Source organism: Arcticibacterium sp. (assembly GCF_055134445.1).
The window spans coordinates 1-14,082 of record NZ_JBSRVI010000042.1 but is presented as its reverse complement, the minus strand read 5'-3'; the positions used below and the strand labels follow the sequence as shown (position 1 = coordinate 14,082).

At 36.9% G+C, this 14,082-nt stretch carries 17 protein-coding genes; 2 read left to right on the top strand and 15 right to left on the bottom strand.

All coding sequences use genetic code 11. The annotated features are described in order from the left end of the window. Positions 1-9: 9 nt before the first annotated feature. The 5 genes from ACTBZY_RS06405 to ACTBZY_RS06385 all read right to left on the bottom strand — a co-directional run bounded on the left by ACTBZY_RS06405 (position 10) and on the right by ACTBZY_RS06385 (position 3,746). Positions 10-1,377, bottom strand: a complete 1,368-nt coding sequence (locus ACTBZY_RS06405) for a glycoside hydrolase family 28 protein (protein ID WP_463045520.1) — start codon at positions 1,375-1,377, stop codon at positions 10-12. A gap of 122 nt (positions 1,378-1,499) precedes the next feature. Beyond that, the gene (locus ACTBZY_RS06400; protein WP_463045519.1) at positions 1,500-1,961 is read right to left on the bottom strand and encodes a MarR family winged helix-turn-helix transcriptional regulator; all 462 of its coding nucleotides are present in this window, start codon (positions 1,959-1,961) and stop codon (positions 1,500-1,502) included. After that, positions 1,954-2,385, bottom strand: coding sequence for an EVE domain-containing protein (locus ACTBZY_RS06395; protein ID WP_463045518.1), 432 nt, complete (start codon positions 2,383-2,385; stop codon positions 1,954-1,956). The genes ACTBZY_RS06400 and ACTBZY_RS06395 overlap by 8 nt, the downstream gene beginning before the upstream one ends. Positions 2,386-2,387: 2 nt before the next feature. After that, positions 2,388-2,753 (bottom strand): VOC family protein, encoded by a 366-nt coding sequence (locus ACTBZY_RS06390; RefSeq protein ID WP_463045517.1) that lies wholly within the window; start codon positions 2,751-2,753, stop codon positions 2,388-2,390. 102 nt (positions 2,754-2,855) lie between these two features. Beyond that, positions 2,856-3,746: a cyclase family protein gene (locus ACTBZY_RS06385; protein WP_463045516.1), complete on the bottom strand. Its 891-nt coding sequence runs from the start codon at positions 3,744-3,746 to the stop codon at positions 2,856-2,858. Between the two features lie 478 nt (positions 3,747-4,224). Here ACTBZY_RS06385 and ACTBZY_RS06380 point away from each other — a divergent pair, with 478 nt between their 5' ends. Beyond that, positions 4,225-4,962 (top strand): OmpA family protein, encoded by a 738-nt coding sequence (locus ACTBZY_RS06380; protein WP_463045515.1) that lies wholly within the window; start codon positions 4,225-4,227, stop codon positions 4,960-4,962. An 82-nt stretch (positions 4,963-5,044) separates the two neighbouring features. On the opposite strand, the gene ACTBZY_RS06375 is transcribed toward ACTBZY_RS06380, so the two are convergent. The 3 genes from ACTBZY_RS06375 to ACTBZY_RS06365 form a co-directional block, all read right to left on the bottom strand. Next, complete coding sequence (locus ACTBZY_RS06375) at positions 5,045-5,416, bottom strand: cupredoxin domain-containing protein (RefSeq protein ID WP_463045514.1); 372 nt, start codon at positions 5,414-5,416, stop codon at positions 5,045-5,047. A gap of 425 nt (positions 5,417-5,841) precedes the next feature. Next, a complete protein-coding gene (locus ACTBZY_RS06370) occupies positions 5,842-6,390 on the bottom strand; it encodes a carboxymuconolactone decarboxylase family protein (protein WP_463045513.1) in 549 nt (182 codons plus the stop codon). Positions 6,391-6,473: 83 nt separating this feature from the next. Further along, positions 6,474-7,319 carry a helix-turn-helix domain-containing protein gene (locus tag ACTBZY_RS06365; protein WP_463045512.1) on the bottom strand — a complete coding sequence of 282 codons (846 nt, stop codon included), beginning with the start codon at positions 7,317-7,319 and terminating at the stop codon, positions 6,474-6,476. A 361-nt stretch (positions 7,320-7,680) separates the two neighbouring features. Here ACTBZY_RS06365 and ACTBZY_RS06360 point away from each other — a divergent pair, with 361 nt between their 5' ends. Beyond that, a complete protein-coding gene (locus ACTBZY_RS06360; RefSeq protein WP_463045511.1) occupies positions 7,681-8,175 on the top strand; it encodes a hypothetical protein in 495 nt (164 codons plus the stop codon). 183 nt (positions 8,176-8,358) lie between these two features. Here ACTBZY_RS06360 and ACTBZY_RS06355 read toward each other — a convergent pair whose 3' ends face one another. From ACTBZY_RS06355 to ACTBZY_RS06325, 7 genes are all read right to left on the bottom strand, one after another. After that, on the bottom strand, positions 8,359-8,523 hold the full coding sequence (locus ACTBZY_RS06355) for a hypothetical protein (protein WP_463045510.1): 165 nt from the start codon (positions 8,521-8,523) through the stop codon (positions 8,359-8,361). Then, a complete protein-coding gene (locus ACTBZY_RS06350) occupies positions 8,520-8,972 on the bottom strand; it encodes a transposase (RefSeq protein ID WP_463045509.1) in 453 nt (150 codons plus the stop codon). The genes ACTBZY_RS06355 and ACTBZY_RS06350 overlap by 4 nt, the downstream gene beginning before the upstream one ends. 497 nt (positions 8,973-9,469) lie before the next feature. Next, complete coding sequence (locus ACTBZY_RS06345; RefSeq protein ID WP_463045508.1) at positions 9,470-9,778, bottom strand: hypothetical protein; 309 nt, start codon at positions 9,776-9,778, stop codon at positions 9,470-9,472. Between the two features lie 47 nt (positions 9,779-9,825). Continuing rightward, positions 9,826-10,635: an alpha/beta fold hydrolase gene (locus ACTBZY_RS06340; protein ID WP_463045507.1), complete on the bottom strand. Its 810-nt coding sequence runs from the start codon at positions 10,633-10,635 to the stop codon at positions 9,826-9,828. A gap of 289 nt (positions 10,636-10,924) precedes the next feature. Then, positions 10,925-11,542 (bottom strand): hypothetical protein, encoded by a 618-nt coding sequence (locus ACTBZY_RS06335; RefSeq protein ID WP_463045506.1) that lies wholly within the window; start codon positions 11,540-11,542, stop codon positions 10,925-10,927. A gap of 159 nt (positions 11,543-11,701) precedes the next feature. Beyond that, positions 11,702-12,295 carry a phage tail protein gene (locus tag ACTBZY_RS06330; protein ID WP_463045505.1) on the bottom strand — a complete coding sequence of 198 codons (594 nt, stop codon included), beginning with the start codon at positions 12,293-12,295 and terminating at the stop codon, positions 11,702-11,704. A gap of 367 nt (positions 12,296-12,662) precedes the next feature. After that, on the bottom strand, positions 12,663-14,082 hold a 1,420-nt coding region (locus ACTBZY_RS06325), incomplete at its 5' end, for a tetratricopeptide repeat protein (RefSeq protein ID WP_463045504.1).

The following is a 14,082-nucleotide window of genomic DNA, read 5'->3' as shown; positions in this document are numbered from 1 at the left end:
AAATTAGAATTATTCCTCCGTGAAATTTATGACATTTTCATGAATATGCTTTTTTTCTTTAAATGTATCGACGCTGACATTTTTCAACGAAACATTCTCAACAGGTAGCTCTTCTTGCCCTAAAATTCGAGAAACAAACGCTACATCGGTAGATTTTACATTTGTAAGTTGAATGTCGCTAATAGCCGTAAGTCTACGCTCATACGTGGGCACAAGGTTACGCCATTGGTAAAGCACATCGGTTTCAATACCTAAAACTCCTTTATCTATTTTGCCAGATTTTACATTATTTATAAAGATGTTTTTGACATAACCACCTCTACGTTCGTTGGTTTTAATAAAAAGTAGGTGAGATAACTTAGCACCATCCAGTACTTCACAGTTGTCTACAAAAACGTTTTCTATTCCACCAGATAGTTCGCTTCCAAGTGCTAATAATTGATGACCATTTTTCACCGTAAGATTTCTAAGAACGATATTCTTAGATGGTGTATGCAGTCGCCATGCATCTTGATTTCTCCCTGATTTTATAGAAACAGCGTCATCGCCTTGATCTAAAATGCAGTTTTCTATCAATACGTTTTGACTCATTTCTGGGTCAACGCCATCATTATTATGCCCGTGGGCATACACTTTTATGTTTCGAATGACAACGTCTTTTGAAAGGTAAGGGTGAATAGTCCAGAAGGGACTGTTGGTGATAGTAATCCCTTCTACCAAGATGTTTTGACAGCGGTTGAACTGAATGAAATGTGGTCTTAAGTTCGAGCTGTCGTTTACCATTTGTCTTTCTTCCACAGGAACACCCTTGGCAGCCATGGTGTAAAGATGTTTAAGGCTGTTCATATGAGGAGCTGGTCTGGCAAACCACTCTTCCCAAACATCCATTTTAGCTTTTAATTCGCCTGTACCAGTGATGGCGATATTTTGTGACTCAAAAGCATAAATCAGTGGCGAATAATTAAAACATTCCATGCCTTCCCATGACGTATGAACAGCCGGTAGGTAGTCTTTTGGATTGTCAGAAAATAAAAGTATAGCACCCTCTGAAAGATGTAATTCCACATTGCTTTTAAAATGAATAGGACCAGTTAACCATTCGCCTGATGGAATAATTACTCGTCCTCCACCATTTTTATTTGCTTGGGTAATGGCCTTTGCAATGGCCTGCGTCGTTTTTTGTTGGTTTCCGGCTTCTGCTCCAAAATCTAAAATGGAAAAGGATTTAAAGGCACTGAAATTAGGGACTTTTATAGTGTCCATTTCAAAGGGAGCGTCTATGTGAATTTCTTCATAAGAAATTGCTGGATGGGTTTTAGTACAAGAGTATAATGTGAATGCAGCAAATAGACTGAGAAGGAGTAAATGTTTTTTCATTAAGAAGCTTGAGCTTTTTTGGGTTGAGCTTAAGTACAATGTTAAACATATTTCTCCATGCCTGAAATAGAATCAATTAATACTGAATCTATTCGGATAAGCATATAGTCACGTAATGAATTCTATTTAGGCTTGTTCTCACTTATCAGCCCAACCATATTGTTATTAAATACAGCCAGGTTTGGGCTTAATGAAGAGAAAAACTCTTGGTCTGCTTCCTCTACTTTTATAATAGCATTTTGAAGTATTTCTGCACCGGCTTTAGTGAGCTGGATAATTTTGGCTCTGGTATCTGTTTCGTGTTCTTGACGGCTTAAGAATTTTTTAAATTCTAATGTTCTTAATACTTTAGAAACCATCATTCTGTCCAAGTTACCTTGATTGGCAATATCCACCTGAGTCACCTTGTTGTTTTCTCTAGAAAGCCAACCAAGTGCCGCCAGAATAATAAACTGCGTGTGAGTTAGATTTATGGGGTCAAGCTTCTTTTTTAGTTTTCTTTGCCAAAGTACAGTGACCTGCCCCAGAAGATAGCCTGGGCTATCGTTAGGGCTTTTAAAGCGGAATTCTATTTTTTTAGGCATGGGTTCCTTGATGAATTTGGGTTGAAATTAAATCAAAGTCGTGTTTATTTATTTCAAAGAAACCTAAACGAAATGGATATCCCCAATGCTTTTTGTTTTGAATAAAGTGCAAGTCGTTGATCAATGGTAAGATGGAGATGGAAGTACTTGGTAGAAAGTCAATTCGTCGTCTAGATGGACAAAAATCTGGTGTCATCTGGAATTGGAAGATTTCATCGTCTTTTACCTTTCCTATGGCCGTAAAAGCTTGGCATTTGTCAGGTTTACCAAGAGTGTTTTTACTCGAATAGAATAAGACAAAATCGTTTTTCTTCATCCTTTTTAAAGGTGCCACTTTTCCATGGCAGGCCTGTGCTATGCCCTCTGATACGCCCGTTTCTACGTGGTCTTTTGAGGCTACTATTATCCAATATTTCTGTTTCATGATCATTGGTTTTGTTCCAAAAAAGTAAGTTTATAACCATCTGGGTCTAATACGTGGAGGGCCTTACCAAAGGGAGTTTGCATGATTTCTCCCAAAATTTTGACTTCTCTTTCTAAAAATGTGGCATGTAGTTCTTCAATATTTTCATCAATTACGAACCAAGTGGATACGCCAATTCCAAGTTCTTTTTTCTCCAAACTGCCAAAAGGCTTTCTGATAGCAAAGCTGGCATCACCCTTATTAAACTTGAAAATGATAGCATCAGGATTTTTCATTTCGGATACTTCAAAGCCAAGTTTTTCGGTGTAAAAAGCCTTGGAAGCTTCTAAGTCTGTCACTTGAAGGGATGTGAATTCTAGTCGTCTCATTGGTAAATGTTTGTTTTGTTGTTGCAAATATAGTATATGCGACAACAAAAATGCTAATCTTTTACTTTTTTTAAATTGGGTTGAAATGCCAAGTGATTTTGCTTACTTATTCAGTTTAGCAAAAGCCCTAACTGGGAAAGTACCCACACCTTTAAATTTTGGCGGAACGGCACTGAACGTAAAACCATCATTTGGGAGTAAGTAGAGATGGCACAAATGTTCCACTATCAGAATTTCTGCCCCTAAAAGTGTGGAGTGTACAGGTCTGCTTTTTCCTCGGGTATCATCAATGTTATGAGAGTCTATGCCTACTAGTTTTACGGAGCAGTCTCTCAGGTAGGCAGCTGCTCCTTCGGTCAAATAAGGGTTATTTTCAAAATACTGTTCTGTATTCCAGTGTTGATCCCAGTCCGTTTGGATTAATACCGCCTTATTTCTGATTTCACAGTTTTTGAGATGTTCCGCTGTGATTTCTATAGTTTCCGAAAAGGGAACACGAATAACTACGGCATCCAAGTCTACAAAACGCTCTAGTGCAACTTCTGAAAGGTCTTTTCCATCTTGGTAGCGGTGAAATGGGCAGTCTATGTAGGTGCCGGTGTTGGTCACCATCTCTATTTTACCAATTTGAAATTGGGTGCCTTCCTCGTAAAAACGTTTTGAATCTTCACGGCTCAGGAAATCACATATAATAGGGGCAGGGAGACCTTTATAAGTAATAAGCCCATTTTCTATGGTGTGACTTAAATCGACGAGTAAATTAGCATCCGTTTTACGCTTAATAAATTTACTTCTATGAGCTTCCTCAAAAATGATTTTATTGAAAATCTTAGTTTTCTCTACCATCAAAAGGTTCAAATTTGAAACAATATAATCTGACAGTTCTTGGTCAGAAACTTGATCGCCATCTAAATCAAGACGAAAGTCTTCACCTTTGATGTTGCCACCGTTGGTGAAGTATATTTCAAAATCAAATTTTACGCTTTTGGGCATATGCTCTTTGTAAATAATGTTGAACTCCTAAGAGCTATATTAATTATTTCCCTTGAGTTTCATTCAACGAATGCCTTTAAATGTCCAGTATGGATGTTTCACATCATATAAATTCAAGGATGAAGACCATTACTTGTTCTTTGAAAACTGGGATGGAAAGGATGTTCAACCCGGTTTATGCAATGGAGAATTGTAATGAGTGCCTAAAGTGTAATAAATCAGACATTTAAAAGAGATTAGCATAGCACCGCTCTGGTGATTGAGTTTAAATGGGTTTACGAAGTGATTTGAAGCAATTTAGCTTCAGTCCCGATAGCTATCGGGAGATTTTCTAATGCATAAAGCGGGTTCAATAAAAGCACCACGGATTCCTAAGTAACAGGGGTGAAATTTCTACACTTTCCTCAGAATGTACATAAGAAAGGTAAATGGAATACGCTTTTAAGTACTCTCCGTACAAATCAAAACTTTTAAAATTATGAAATACGCAAAAATACTAATTGGTTCTATATGCCTTTCTGCTTTTGTTTTCGGTTGTAATAGCAACTCAGACTCTTCATCCATGAATGAAACAGACATGGATACCGAAATGGCAGAAGATATGGATTCACAGGATTTGATTCCTACCAACAATTCTGTGGCAGAAGATAAAGTCATTTTTACCGATGAGGTTTATAATAACGAAGTAGCCTATAATTTCCCATTAGCAGATACTATTGCCAAATACAGTTCTCAAGGAGCCACGAGCAGTGTTTTATCTGGTTGGATGAAAAAATATTCTAAAGATTTAGCGGCCAATTTAGTTGAAGATGCTACCGTTTTACATTTTGGAGAGGGTATAGTAGTAGCCTTAGACCAAGGAGATATGTATGGAGTGGAAGATTATGTACTTAACGAAAACGCTAAAACAGCTTTAAGGAAACTAGCCTTTAATCTTCAACAAGAACCAGAGACCTATATATTGGTGGCCGGACGTACAGATGCAGCCGGTTCTGCAGATTTTAACGATAAATTAGCATTTAGAAGAGCAGCGATTGCGGCTAACTACTTGAAAGGTTGTGGTATAGATGAAAGCAGATTTTTTATAGATAGTTATGGTGAGAAATACCCTGACTTTCAGAACAGTAGTAAAATAAATAGAAATAAAAACAGACGAGTAGATTTCTTGATTCTCCCTTCTAACCGTATGAGAGAACAGGCTGCAGAAGCGGCATAGAAAATGGCTCTTTTACATAGATAAAAAATGCCCCTTGGTAAATTTACCTTGGGGCATTTTTGTTCATAATTTGTATTTTTTCTTATTTCACCACCAAGGTATACTTAGGCGTAGGGTTTAGTGGGCAAAAGTACTCGTATTCACCTTTTTCCAAAGTCACTACTTTACTTGTTGAGCTTGTTCCTTCTTTGATAAGTTCTGTTACATAAGCCTCTTTAATATGGTGGGCTTCGTCAGATTTTCCTTTTGGCGTTAGCACAAAACCAAGGTCATGGTTTACACCATTATTGGCAACTTTAAATACATAGGTACCCGGCTCTAGCGTTAAGCTTTTTTGCGTAAATGCACCTTCAGTTTGTTCTAATGTTACCACTTTGGCGTCAGACTGAGCGTAAGTAGTGGTAGAAAATGTAAGAGCGAATGTTGCTACTAATGCAGCTAATAGATTTTTCATTGTATTGTTATTTGTGGGTTTCCTTAAAAATCAAAACGTCCATTCAGGAAATGAAAGAAGCCTTTTCTGTATTTATCAAACTTCGGTTTCTTTATTCTTCGCTCACTTTCCAGTGGGGACGTCATTTTTTTCGAGGCGTCGCACCGTTCGAAAAAAAACGAACCGGGGAGGCGTTCCTCCAAAAAAAACAGCCCGGCAGCGGCCGACCGCCTGTAAACTCACACAGACAAAATTCTTATTACTGTTGGTTTATGTTTTTTTTAATGTTTGAATTTTGACCATGTTCAAACAGTACAGGGAGATAAAAGGAATTTGCTTTTTAATATTTAGTGGATACCAGTGTTATTGAAATTTTATAAAATATGATTTTGCTTTATGCGAGGGGTAAGACTCCTCGCTAAGCATATGTTGCTCCTTTGGAGCTGTTAAACTAATTCTGCGTTTAATTCCTGAGCCAATGGGAAATCAATGGCGAAACCTGCAAGGTTATGGATGTAATTACTGATGGTTTTGTCACCTATTATTATCACCACATCTATCAAATTTGCTTCGGTATAGCCTGCTGCAAAGAATGCTGCTAAGCTTTCTGCGGAGGCTTTTCCTTTATTGGCAGCGGCAGAAAGTGTGAACTTTACTAAGGCGTCTGTTTTGGCATCAAAGCTGGCTGTGCCACCTCTTAATTCTAAGATTTGCTCTTCCGTAAAACCGTTCATTCCACCTAATACGGTGTGGGCACTCTGGCAATATTTACAGCCATTATACTCGCTCACTACCAAGTTTATCACTTCTCTTTCTTTGGCTTTAAGTGTTGACTTACGGTTTTGTAAAGCAAGGTAATCTGCAAGTGCCGTTTCGTTTTTGGCGTAGTAAGCATAAAGGTTTGGTACAAAGCCTAAGCCTTTTTCAAGATTATCAAAAATTGCTTGATTGTTTTCAGAAACTTCTTCTCTTGTTGGAACACTAAATGTTGACATCGTATTGTTGTTTTAATTGTTTATCAAAATGATGTTACAAAGGTGCAGCAATACGAGAAGGCCTAAATAGGCGGAAATTCCTTTTAAGTTGGCAATTTTTCCTTTTGCTCAGAATTCTTGAAGTCGTTAGGCGAAATACCCTCATTATTCTTGAAAAAACGGCTGAAAGCCTGCAAATCTGAGAAGCCAAGTTGGAAAGCAATTTCGGAAATACTACGCTCGCTATACTTTAAAAGTCTTCTGGTTTCTAGCAAGCGTCTTTCTTGAATGTATTGAAGGGGCGTTTTACTGCCAATTTTCTTAAAGAGGTTAGAAAGGCTCTTTGGACTTATATGAAGGAGGTCGGCGTAGTCGGCTACTTTATGTTTTTCTTTAAAGTGCTGCTCTACCAAATAATTGAACGCACGCAGGCTGTCTACATATTCACCACCCGAAATGTCATACTGTAGCTGCTCTTTATAAATTCTGGTACAGAGTATCAGCATTCTTTTTAGCATCATCTGTAGCATTTCTAGCTGTAGGTTGTCTCGCGACTCCATTTCTATGCACAGCATTTTCCAGACGGTTTCTAAGGTGTCTAGTTCTTTAGCGTTTGGTCTTATGATGGGTAGCGTAGCCGCACCAAAATATAAAATGCCTCGGCAGCTTATCTCGCTGTCGTGGTCTAGAATGCAGTAAAAAGGCTTGTTAAATTTTAGGAGTCTGAGTTTGTCAATGTTGACAGTTTCTACCTTATGAAATTCTGTAAGGCAAAGCAGCTCGTTGGTTTTGAAGGCATGCTCTTCGCCATCTATTTTTAGGCGGTTTTGGTCGGAGTCAAACCAAAGCATAGAAAGCTCAGAGTTTTTAGAGGCTTTTATCAAATAGCAGTTTTCGCTGGTAATGTTTACCACCTCAAAATATTCCTGGTTTGGCCCCTCGTAACGCATGTGTTTCTTATGTGATTGTCAAATGTAATTAAATACGTTTTGTGGGGCGGGGAGGTTTGGGGTTTTGTTAAATTTGGTGATTGAAGCTTAAGGTGAAATGGCATCGAGTTTATCTCTTTTTACAAACCAGAGGTTTGTGAACACGGCAACGAAGTGGAAGCTTTGCAGAACTGGTTCAATACCTTTATATATTTGGTGTAGACGAGAATGATTAAAGCAAGCCAATTATGGTGCTAGGTTCGGTGAATGTTGCTAAATATAATTATAGAGGTGGTGTTTTGTCAAATTGGATATTGAAACATCAATATAATTATAAAACTTTTACGGATTATTTGACTTCTGAAATTAAAATGAAAAGCATATGGGAGGTAAAATGAAAATGGCGGGCTTTATATTCTTAGTTCTTTTTCTTGTGTACTACTTTGAAATATGGATTTTTTTTAGGACCAAAATTGAAATGGAGGATATTGAATATATTACTACGAAACATTATATGCAAGGTGAAACCGAATACGTCTATGGCGTTAAAAATATTTGGATATCAAGACCGAGTCAATATGAAAAATTGTTAACTGAATTTGCTAAGGAAACGTTGGATACAGCAATGTCCTACAAACCAAGTATAACTTTTATAGCACTGAATCGTAAGACAAGAAAGTATCTTTTAAGTGAATCTTTTACTATGCTTAATAGGCTTGAATTGGATGAGGATTTTATGGATGAACAGATACTTTTCGCTTATCAGAGCCCGGTAGATAGTTCCAAGGTGAAATTAAGTTGGTTTAATTCAAGTTTAATTCATAAAAATCAGACTATTGAAGAGTCTATATTAGAAATGGCTTCTCCTACGCAATAAGAAGTATTTTTTTCCTCTCAGAGTATTCTAAGACCTTAAATTGTCCATAAATAGACTGTTCTCGTCTTCGCTCGAACTGACAATTCCCGCTCCGTGAGGTCTTTTTGACCTCGTGGTTATGTCATTCGGTCTTCAGACCGCTCAAATGTTCGCTGGTAAATGGTCTAACAAAAAAATAGATTTTTACCATTCATTAATGTCTAAGTGGTATCCCTTCTTTAAAGGGTCAATTATTGGGTTTGAAGGTAATTCAATATCAATCAAGCCAGTCTTACCCACATAATTTAATGCACTGCTATGCAAATATTCAGAAGCTTTAGCTACAATTTCTGCCCTAACTGGATTCATATGAATATAGCGGAACGCCGCCCGATTTTTTTTGACCACATAAAAGGTTCAGAAAAGACCTCTTCAGCATGATTGTTGAGTTGCCAGAATTGATATTTTGTATTTCTTTGATGGTTATTGGCTGCAAATTCGAATCTTTTAAGCATCCAATCTGACCTAGATTCTGGACCATCCATCACTCGCTTTAAAATCATTTGGGCAGTATATTTTTTAAAATCTCGTACTAGGTTTGATAATTCCTTCTTTTCAGATTGCATCATAATATGAATGTGATTGCTCATTATTACGAAAGCATAAATATTCATTCCTTTTGCCTTTTGGCAATATTTAAGACTGTCTATGATAATGTCTCTATAATCTTTTCGCGTAAAAACATCAATCCATTCAACCACAGTAAACGTCAGAAAGTAAATTGCTCCTTGGTCTCTAATTACATATCCTTCTTTCATTGCTGTGGTTTTTGTTTCATCTAATTTAGCGTAATTAAATTTTAACCATCGGTCCGAAGACCGAAAGACATATCACTCAAGGTCGAAAAGAGCTTGCGTAGCAGAGTAATTAGCCTTTGGCCGATATCTGAGTACTAGTTCAAACGAGAGGTTTGCAATCACTTCTCCAGGGCTACATTTATCCTCCTTTGGAGGAAGCTTCGGAGTGCAAGGTTTTGGCTAAGCAGAATTAGATGTTTTAGTTTTATTGCGAGGTTTCGTGCCGGGCTGCCGCCATTGATAATGCTCAACCTGACAAAAGTAGCGTCAGCCTGAGAGGAGCGGCTGGCAAACCAGTCGAAGGCAAACGTGCATATGGCACAAAGGCAAATGGGATTGTGAAAAGAATCTTAATAACTAATCATAAAAACCTTGACCACCTTAAATAAAACATTAAGCTGTTAATTTTGCCATTTTTAGGTTCAAAATTTTGGTTCTGGCTCTGAACACTTAGGTAATTATTTTTTATCCTTAATACTTACTGTTGAGCCTGAACAACATTCATTAAATATGGTAAGAGCTTTAAGTGTTTTGTGGCTTTTGTCATCGGCTATGTCAATTAAAGACATTAAAGGGCTGCGTAAAGGAAAAGTTTCATTATCAGTATAAGCTGACACAAATACCTTCTCAAATAATTTGTTTGCTATTGGAGCTTTATCAATAATACTTAGGATTTTACCATATACTGGTGGGGAATACAAATCGTAGAGTTCAGATGTTAGTTTACTACTGTTTTTTTTCTTCTCTACTGTTTTATTCTCTTTCATAATTATTTTTAGATTAGTATTCAAAGTAATATACATAATATTTTACATTACGCAATACTTAAAGAGCTGTTTAAGAATACATTAATCGCATTTGCCGTTTCAATTGGGTGACTCATATGGGGGCAATGTCCATGTGCTTCTAAAACGTGTAGTGTATTATTAGAGGTCTTTGCATTGATATATTGTCCGACAGATAAAGGAGCTAACATGTCGTCAGAACATTGTATAGTTAGGCTTTCTACTTGTATTAAAGGGAGGTCTTTTCTATTATCAGACATAAAAGTCACTCTTGCAAATTGCTTAGCTATGACAGGATCAATTGAGCAAAAGCTATTTGTCAATTCAGTGGTAAGTTCGTTCCCATTTTCCGAGTTTATTATGTCGGGAGCAATTGATTTAGCCCATGAAATATAATCCTCTTCCATTACCTCCAATAATGAGTCTATTGTTTCTCGATCAAAACCGCCTATATAATCTCCTGAACTAATATAACATGGTGATGGTCCAATAAAAATGAGTTTTTCAAAAATATCTGGCCTTTTTATTGAGGCCAAAGCCCCAATAATACAGCTTACTGAATGGCCTATAAATATTGCATTTTTTAAATCTAATGAATCTGATATCTCAATGATATCATTTGCGTAGCCATCTAGTGAGGAGTATCTTTTTGGTTCGTAAGATAATAAATCAGATTTTCCTGCTCCCACAAAATCAAGCAAAACAAGTTTGTAATTTTTAGTGAAATATTTTGTCATATGATTCCACGCATTCTGATCACATCCAAAACCATGGGAAAATAATAACACTTTTTTCCCCTCGCCTATGATATTTACATTGTTTCTTTTTAAGACACTCATAATTCACTCTTAATTTTTTTGAATTCTAAAAATACAAAACCTGTTTTTTCCCTTCTCAGATTCTCCGGTAGGGACTCTGCAATATTGACGTTTTATATTAACTACAAGATACGGCAAAACCTCATCAAAAAAGAAAACTCAAAAGAAAGGAAATCTTATATTTATTATTCGGTCATTTTAGCTTTTATAAGCTGTAGGAAGATGCTCGCTTGTGCAGAATTTTGCCTGTCTTAGAATAAGCTGCGGAAGGGAAAAGCAATTCTTCTCTTGTGAAAACACTAGTTGATTTTCAACATGCCCAACGCCGAATTGGGACAACAAATCGTGAAGAATCTGTATAAGGAATCACTGGGTTTAAACATTGATTATCGAAATAATAATCTATATGACCAATCCGTATTAAGTTTTCTACACAAACTCCTTTTCCTCTTTCACAAACTTTATGAGCACTTTCAAAACGTTTCATAAATGGGCCACGTGCGGCATGCCTTCCAAAAGTGGCTCTGCATAAACCTGTTACCGCTGGGATGTTGAGGGTGCAAGTCATGTTTTTTCTAACTAACAAGGCCTCATACTTAGGAATAATTTCTGTAATAAGTGCCAGTTCCGATGAATCCAAAGCAGCCACCATTGCATTATAATTTTTCAGATGCGGCTCTACATCGCTCACAAAGTTTAGCAAAATGATTTCTCTGGAGCCATCAGAATTTCTGAGGCTAGCGAATTCACCGTCAATAGAAAGAGGCAAACTCGAAAGAGCTAAAAGACTATCTGAATCACTTATGAAAGCTTTATTCTCAAAGTTATTTAAAAAGGCAATTAGCTTAGGCTCGTCTAAATCAGATTTCGGAGAAATGCACGAATTAACTATGGCAAAAAGGAATAAGATGAAGGTTGTAGATTTCATAAAACTATTTCTAAATGACCCATATGAATTTACCAAAATAAAAGGAATTAGGCATAATTTAGTAGGGTTCTGAATCAGAAATCAACTTACAGATAGCATTTTAGAGTCATAGTTCTTGACTACCTATATTGATAGAATATACCCCATAAAATTATTTTCTTAATTTCGACTAGGATAAGTTCCTTCCAAAGCAATAATATAAGTTACGGCTTGAAAAGGAGAACGCTTTGAAACGCTTTGGCCACCTCCTGTATTATTTATATGAAGTCCCTGAATTCTCTTGCTTCCTGTAGGTGGGGTATTGGTAAATTGCTGAGAGACCACCCTGCTGCTATCTGCTATATAGCTGTTATTGGTATAAAATATATCGCCTTCGGTGTCAGATACATTGATATGGCCACTATGGCTATGTGGTGGTAAATTATTTGTTGTAAGCGTAAAGTCTGTTGACCCACCTTTTTCACCTAAACGAACAGAAGGAAGACCTGGGCCATTTCCAGGATGCACAGCAGATCTACCTCTTAAATCTGGCAGTCCAAAAGTGGTTCGACCATCACCACCGTAGGTTGTACCCAGCAAGGAAAAAAGAGCATCGTAACTGCTAACAGGCAAGAGTTGTCCATTACACAAAGCCCAGCCCCTAGGAGCAAAGTTTCCACCAAACATTTTTATTTCTCCAATAAATTGATTTTGCCCAAATGTGGCTGCTGAGATGAAGAAAGCGATAATTGTAAATGTTTTTTGATATCTCATGGTAATTCAATTAATAGTTTTCCTCTAGCAGCGTCTCGCTGTTTATCTGCCGCAAGGAGCACAGGCAAGCGATAAGGAGGCTACTGTTGTGATATTTTATCACTTACAAGATAAACCAAAACTTTGTCAAATACAAAAGAGGTTACTCAAATGAGGAGGAGCCTTTATCCGCTTGTTAAAATGTTGATCATCGAAATAAAGTACAATCCTTCCTTGTAGAAAAGGACAGAAAGTAGTGTTGAAAAAGCTTTATGATATCACCCAAATTGAAGTAGAATACTCCTATCTTCTTTGTGCGAGAGCTATAATTTATTAGCATACGATGGAGAGAAAGGACCAGTTATGTTCCAATCAATAGCAATTGAAATCAAATGTTTCCAAGTTTTTCATCCAATCTTTCTATTGTTCTTTTTGCAGCAGCCAATCGTACCGCTTTATTATTCTCTACCAATTTTGTGGTGGCCCACTGATCTAATTTATGATGCAGCGGTACCAGCAATGTAGCTATGCAAACCAAAGCCAGAAGCATGTATAATGGTGAGTGATGTGTTAGCCTTCCTAAAAAAGTATGCAATACCAAATTGAGAAATTCAAACACCATTAACATCGCAATTCCACTTAATAAGCGAATGACCCTGGTATTTGTAATAAAACTTCGGCTGAGTATTAAAAATGTAATAATAAAGCAAATGATACCAAAGGCAATTAAAGCGAATTGTATGGTTTTTTTATTGAGTGCAGCGTTGATATATTTTTGCTCGATGTCTGCATTTTCTTTTTCTTTTTCTCCCAATAATAAGCTTTGCAGTTGCCCTGATTTTTGTAGGCTAAATAAACTATCTGTGGCGGCTTTTGCTGTTTGCAGATAAAGAAGAGAAATCTTGGGGTCTTCATTTTGATACATTTTGGATAGCAGTGTGGCAGAAGTATTGATCTGAGCATAATTTTTTAAAGGAGTGGCATACTTTAATGTAAGTTGACTGTACTTAATGGTGGAATCTCTATTGCCAATGACATGATAGAATTTTGCCATCTTGTCGTAGGTAGTGGAAAAACCCGTTGTATCGGAGTATATTATACAATTCTTTTCAGCTTCTCGGTAATATCCAATGGCTAATTCATTTTTGCCTTTTTTTAATTGTAAATCTCCCAATCCCGTAAGGGTTTTACAGTAGGCTAATTTTACGGTGTCAACGTTAAAGAGTTCATAGCTGATTTGGTAATAGTGTAGTGCAGAATCCAATTTATTAAGATTGTAATATATATTGCCAGCGGCTGCATGTGCAGTGGCCGCCATATGAATGTTCTCCGGAGAATTATGCTTTATGGCTCTTTGTAAATATGATAATGCATTTTGCATATCACCCATTTTATCGTACACCAGTCCAATAATGAAGTATCCTCGTGACATACCCGCGGTATCATTTGTTTCTTCTCTTATACGCAGTGATGAAAAGGCATAATGCAATGCCGTTGAATAATCTCCATATACTCTATATTGGCCCCCTAATTGCTCCATTGCATTTGCTTGACCGGTTTTGTAATTTATCTTTTGAGCCAAGGATAAACTCTTATTGGCATAATCAATCCTTTTCTTAAAGGAAGGCTCAAAGCGACTCAGCTGAATAATCAGGTTCACTTTGGTTGTATCCACAGTAGTCTTGCTCAAAATAGCTTGTAAACTGTCCCTTGCTGGTATTTGTGCCAAAGTTTTTGTGACGATCAAAAACAGCAAAAGGAACCAGATTTTATTTCTCATTTTTATGATAGTATTAGCATGCTCGCCT

What these genes read in the sequence shown, in the direction of transcription:
- ACTBZY_RS06370 (WP_463045513.1), bottom strand. Translation starts at nt 6,390, where the DNA reads ATGTCAACATTTAGTGTTCCAACAAGAGAAGAAGTTTCTGAAAACAAT.
- ACTBZY_RS06365 (WP_463045512.1), bottom strand. Translation starts at nt 7,319, where the DNA reads ATGCGTTACGAGGGGCCAAACCAGGAATATTTTGAGGTGGTAAACATT.
- ACTBZY_RS06360 (WP_463045511.1), top strand. Translation starts at nt 7,681, where the DNA reads ATGGGAGGTAAAATGAAAATGGCGGGCTTTATATTCTTAGTTCTTTTT.
- ACTBZY_RS06405 (WP_463045520.1), bottom strand. Translation starts at nt 1,377, where the DNA reads ATGAAAAAACATTTACTCCTTCTCAGTCTATTTGCTGCATTCACATTA.
- ACTBZY_RS06390 (WP_463045517.1), bottom strand. Translation starts at nt 2,753, where the DNA reads ATGAGACGACTAGAATTCACATCCCTTCAAGTGACAGACTTAGAAGCT.
- ACTBZY_RS06330 (WP_463045505.1), bottom strand. Translation starts at nt 12,295, where the DNA reads ATGAGATATCAAAAAACATTTACAATTATCGCTTTCTTCATCTCAGCA.
- ACTBZY_RS06380 (WP_463045515.1), top strand. Translation starts at nt 4,225, where the DNA reads ATGAAATACGCAAAAATACTAATTGGTTCTATATGCCTTTCTGCTTTT.
- ACTBZY_RS06335 (WP_463045506.1), bottom strand. Translation starts at nt 11,542, where the DNA reads ATGAAATCTACAACCTTCATCTTATTCCTTTTTGCCATAGTTAATTCG.
- ACTBZY_RS06350 (WP_463045509.1), bottom strand. Translation starts at nt 8,972, where the DNA reads ATGAAAGAAGGATATGTAATTAGAGACCAAGGAGCAATTTACTTTCTG.
- ACTBZY_RS06355 (WP_463045510.1), bottom strand. Translation starts at nt 8,523, where the DNA reads ATGAATCCAGTTAGGGCAGAAATTGTAGCTAAAGCTTCTGAATATTTG.
- ACTBZY_RS06385 (WP_463045516.1), bottom strand. Translation starts at nt 3,746, where the DNA reads ATGCCCAAAAGCGTAAAATTTGATTTTGAAATATACTTCACCAACGGT.
- ACTBZY_RS06395 (WP_463045518.1), bottom strand. Translation starts at nt 2,385, where the DNA reads ATGAAACAGAAATATTGGATAATAGTAGCCTCAAAAGACCACGTAGAA.
- ACTBZY_RS06340 (WP_463045507.1), bottom strand. Translation starts at nt 10,635, where the DNA reads ATGAGTGTCTTAAAAAGAAACAATGTAAATATCATAGGCGAGGGGAAA.
- ACTBZY_RS06375 (WP_463045514.1), bottom strand. Translation starts at nt 5,416, where the DNA reads ATGAAAAATCTATTAGCTGCATTAGTAGCAACATTCGCTCTTACATTT.
- ACTBZY_RS06345 (WP_463045508.1), bottom strand. Translation starts at nt 9,778, where the DNA reads ATGAAAGAGAATAAAACAGTAGAGAAGAAAAAAAACAGTAGTAAACTA.
- ACTBZY_RS06400 (WP_463045519.1), bottom strand. Translation starts at nt 1,961, where the DNA reads ATGCCTAAAAAAATAGAATTCCGCTTTAAAAGCCCTAACGATAGCCCA.